4 protein-coding genes are annotated in these 3,882 nt (G+C 55.9%); 2 read left to right on the top strand and 2 right to left on the bottom strand.

Annotated features, from left to right (window positions below):
* Together V7680_RS15090 and V7680_RS15085 are read left to right on the top strand one after the other, a co-directional pair.
* A partial coding sequence (locus tag V7680_RS15090) for a DbpA RNA binding domain-containing protein (RefSeq protein ID WP_335654080.1) occupies positions 1-1,026 on the top strand: 1,026 nt, incomplete at its 5' end.
* A 20-nt stretch (positions 1,027-1,046) separates the two neighbouring features.
* Positions 1,047-1,502 (top strand): YaiI/YqxD family protein, encoded by a 456-nt coding sequence (locus tag V7680_RS15085; protein WP_442955064.1) that lies wholly within the window; start codon positions 1,047-1,049, stop codon positions 1,500-1,502.
* Here the strand turns inward: V7680_RS15085 and V7680_RS15080 are convergent.
* Together V7680_RS15080 and V7680_RS15075 are read right to left on the bottom strand one after the other, a co-directional pair.
* Positions 1,499-3,460, bottom strand: coding sequence for a proprotein convertase P-domain-containing protein (locus V7680_RS15080; RefSeq protein ID WP_335654081.1), 1,962 nt, complete (start codon positions 3,458-3,460; stop codon positions 1,499-1,501). The genes V7680_RS15085 and V7680_RS15080 overlap by 4 nt on opposite strands.
* 181 nt (positions 3,461-3,641) lie before the next feature.
* The coding region (locus V7680_RS15075) for an RsmE family RNA methyltransferase (RefSeq protein WP_335654078.1) at positions 3,642-3,882 on the bottom strand (241 nt) is incomplete at its 5' end.

Here is a 3,882-nt window from a genome sequence, read left to right as displayed (position 1 = left end):
CATGTCGATATGCCGCGCGACGCCGAGACATTGCAGCATCGGTCCGGTCGTACGGGTCGTGCCGGTAAAAAGGGTACGGCGGTTATCATCGTGCCTTACCAGCGGCGCAAGCGGGTTGAATCGATGCTCCGCGGCGCAAAAATCAATGCCGAATGGAAAGATGCTCCGACACGCGCCGACATTCGCAAGAATGACGCCGAGCGGCTGATCGAAACATTGTTGCAGCCGGTCGAGATTGACGAAGATGATTTGGTGCTGGCGAAACGCCTGATGGCTGAAAAAACGCCAGAAGAAATCGCGGCAATGCTGGTACAATCGCACCGCGCGAAAATGCCTGCTCCGGAACAGATGCTCGATCGTGGTGCGCAGTCGCAAGCTGCGCCTGGTGGTCCTCGTCCGGGTTTCGAAGATACTGTCTGGTTCAAGATGAACGTCGGCCATAACCAGCGTGCCGACGCTCGCTGGCTGTTGCCGGTCTTGTGCCGCCGCGGTCATATCACCAAGAATGAAATCGGTGCGATCCGGATCAACGGTGACGATACATTGTTCGAAATTCCGCGCCGGGTGGTGGACAAATTCACCGCAGCCGTTGCTGAAAAAAGAGAAGCCGGCGGGGATGATACCGATGATATCGTGATCACCCAGTTTGAAGTCAAGCCACGCGATGAAGCCAAGCGTAACCGCAAAGGCGGACGTGGCGACGGTGGTGGCCAGCGTGATTACAGCAATGCCAGCAAGAAACATGGCGGCAAGCAATTCGGCAAGAACAAGTTTGGCGACAAAAAATTCGGTGACAAACCGGGTGGCGGCGGCAAGCCTTACCAGAAGCGCAAGCCGGACGGCGAAGGCAGTTCTGACGGCGGCGGACCAAAGCGCGAATTTGGTGGCGGTTTCAAAAAGAAAACCGACTTTAAAGGCGATCGCAAATCCGGTTCCGGCGGCAATTTCGGCGGCGGCGACAAAAAACCGCATCGCGGAAAGCGCCCGTTTGAAGGCGGAAAACCAAGCGGACCCAAAGCCGACTGATTGAATTGATGACCACCGCCATCCAGATATTGGTTGATGCTGACGCCTGCCCGGTAAAAGACGAAATTTACCGGGTAGCGGACCGCCATCAAGTGGCGGTGGTGATTGTCAGCAATAGTCCGTTTCGGGTGCCTGACCATCCGCTGGTCAGCCGAGTGGTTGTCAGCGATGCCTTTGATGCGGCCGATGACTATATTGCCGAACGCACCAGCGCCCACACAGTCGTGGTTACGTCAGATATTCTCCTCGCCGATCGCTGTGTGAAGGCGGGTGCGTCTGTGGTCGGGTCCAATGGCAAACCGTTTACCGCCGATTCTATCGGAGCTGCGGTTGCGACACGCGCGATCATGGCCGATTTGCGCGCTGGCATGGGAACAGAAAATATCGGTGGTCCGCCGCCGTTCAGCAAAGCGGATCGCTCCCGCTTTCTGTCGTCACTGGATGATATTCTGGTGCGGTTGAAGCGCCGGGGCTAGTCTATCGTAACCCGGAATGTCAGCGCAAATGTACTCGCGGGTCCCAACGTCGCGGCGGTCGCGGTGATCGTGGTGCCGGCCAATGATGCACCATAGGGGTCGCCCTCATCCGCACCTGTCGCATTGTCATCCTCCACCGTCGCCGCCGAGCCGCAATTGCTGCCACTCCTCATCGTCCCCGGCGTGTAAGTAAATGCGCCGGTAAGGCTGTCGGTGGCAACGATTGATGCTGCACTTGCAGACCCGCTGTTGCTGATCAGGATGCAATATTGGACGATGGCTCCCGGAATGCGCTTGGGATTGGTGGTACCGTTGACCGGATCGCTGATGAGCGAGCTGATCTTGGTGACGCTCATGGTTGTTACCGGGCGACAGAAGTTGATATCGTGGATTGAAATGGCTTGTCCGTCCGGATCGGCTGGCGCGGTCGTGTGGTTACCATAGATGATATCAACCCTGTCCACCGGAGAGGTGAAGGTGACTACCACATTGCCGTTGGCCGAGTTGGAATTGGATCCGGCATCACCAATTGCGACATTGCCCGTGACATAGTTGGCGACACCGTTGGTAAGCGTCGGCAATACGGTTGAGCCGTTGAAACTGCCGACAACCGTCAGTTTGTCGGCAAAGTCATTATTGGCATAATCGACGTCGAAAACGGTGAACTGAAGCCCGGGTACCGCCGTTGGCAGGGTTAACCTTGTAGTTGCGGTTTGCGACTGGGTGGTAAATTGAAGGTTTTCATATAGCGACTGTTCCGTATTCGCCAGGCTGCCGTAATTGTTGTTGTTCACAGCGGGCGAGCCATCATCATAGGTGCCACCCGTATTGGTGATCTCAAAATTGATCGATCCGATACCGCTGACAGTATAGCTGTTGTTTGTCGAGCCGCCCACCCAGGCTTTGCCATTCCAGTCGAACAATATCTGATTGGAGACAGGGCAAACGCTGGTCAGGCTAGGTGGAATGCCCGCGGTACGTGATCCCGATACAGTAAAAGCCCGGCTCGCATAATCATCCTCGCCTGTGATCCCGTTGTTGGGCGTGGAATCCGGGTCTACCCGATCGGACGACGCCACCTCGGCGTTATTGGTAACGGTGGCTCCTGATGTGGCCGTGACATTGACAACTATGTTTATAGCACGGGTCTGCCCGGGAGCAATCGACGGTACCGTCCATATGCCGGTGCCGCTATTATAGGTTCCGTAACCCGATGCACTGACGAACGTCACGCCCAGTGGAAGCAAGTCATTGACCGTTGCTGCCGCGGTCTGGTTCGATGCAGAAGAATTGTTGAGAGACAGCGTGTAGGTGATGTTGGCACCGTTTGCCGGGGTCGCATTGCTAACCGTTTTGGTCAGTGACAGATCTGCGAAATTGGTAGGCGTTGAAGTCAGCCATAAGTCTGCTCTCAGGAAATTTCCGTCATCGGCGCTCGGGAACATGTCGCAGATTTCCATGCGCCAGGTACCGATCGAATTTTGTCCGTCAAACACGCTCAGCGGATTATTGGGAGAGAACTGCCGTTGATAGGCAACGGTCGGCGGGTTAGGCGTTGGCGTCAAATTGTCACTGCCGTGACCGCCGCTGTTTACCGCAGGGCTGGACTCATCGCTCAGCCGGACGTTCAAATGATTATTGCCCCCCGCAGTTGAACCAACGACAAGAATGGCCCGCGTTCCTGCAGGGGATTGTAAAATGACCTGAAGATCTGTGCGATAGGCATGGGAAGCGAGAAAACCCAGATCGACGTCGGCAACGGTAAAATTGGTGCCGACCGAAAAATTCTTGACCAGTGGTGACCCCCCGGTCCCACCGGTTCCGGTTCCGCAAGTGCGTGCACCGACAATATCGTTCGAACCGCCGGGTTCGCTGATTGTATATTGTGTGACGGTCTGAGCCCTGACAGCCGAGGGATATATCAAGGCAAGACAGATCAAGACGAGGCAGGAAAGCATCTTTCCCACCGCGACTAAATTCCTCGGGATGGTCAGTCCCGGAAAATTTTGTCCCCACTTCATGGCGCTAATAGGTAGAGGAATACTCTGAAAGATTAGTTAAATTTTGGGTTTCAAGGAATGATTAACGCGATTTTACAATTCGATCATAAGCCGCTGGATCAGCACGAAAATGCCGATATCATCCATTCCAATCGCCGCGACCAGCCATCCACAGGCTGACCGCTGCCAGGGCCGCTGTCTCCGCCCGCAAAATCCGCGGGCCAAGCGATATCGCGACGGATTGGTCGAGCGCGCGGATCATTTCGTTCTCGGAATCGGAGAAACCGCCTTCGGGTCCGATCAGGATTGCAGCCGGACCGTCATGGGCGACCAGCGCCTTGCGGAAGCTGCCTTCACCGGTCTGATGGATGCGCTCGTCG

This window comes from Parasphingorhabdus sp., assembly GCF_036963705.1.
Lineage (GTDB): Bacteria > Pseudomonadota > Alphaproteobacteria > Sphingomonadales > Sphingomonadaceae > Parasphingorhabdus.
The sequence above is the reverse complement of the archived record's forward strand: the minus strand, read 5'-3'. Positions and strand labels throughout refer to the sequence as shown.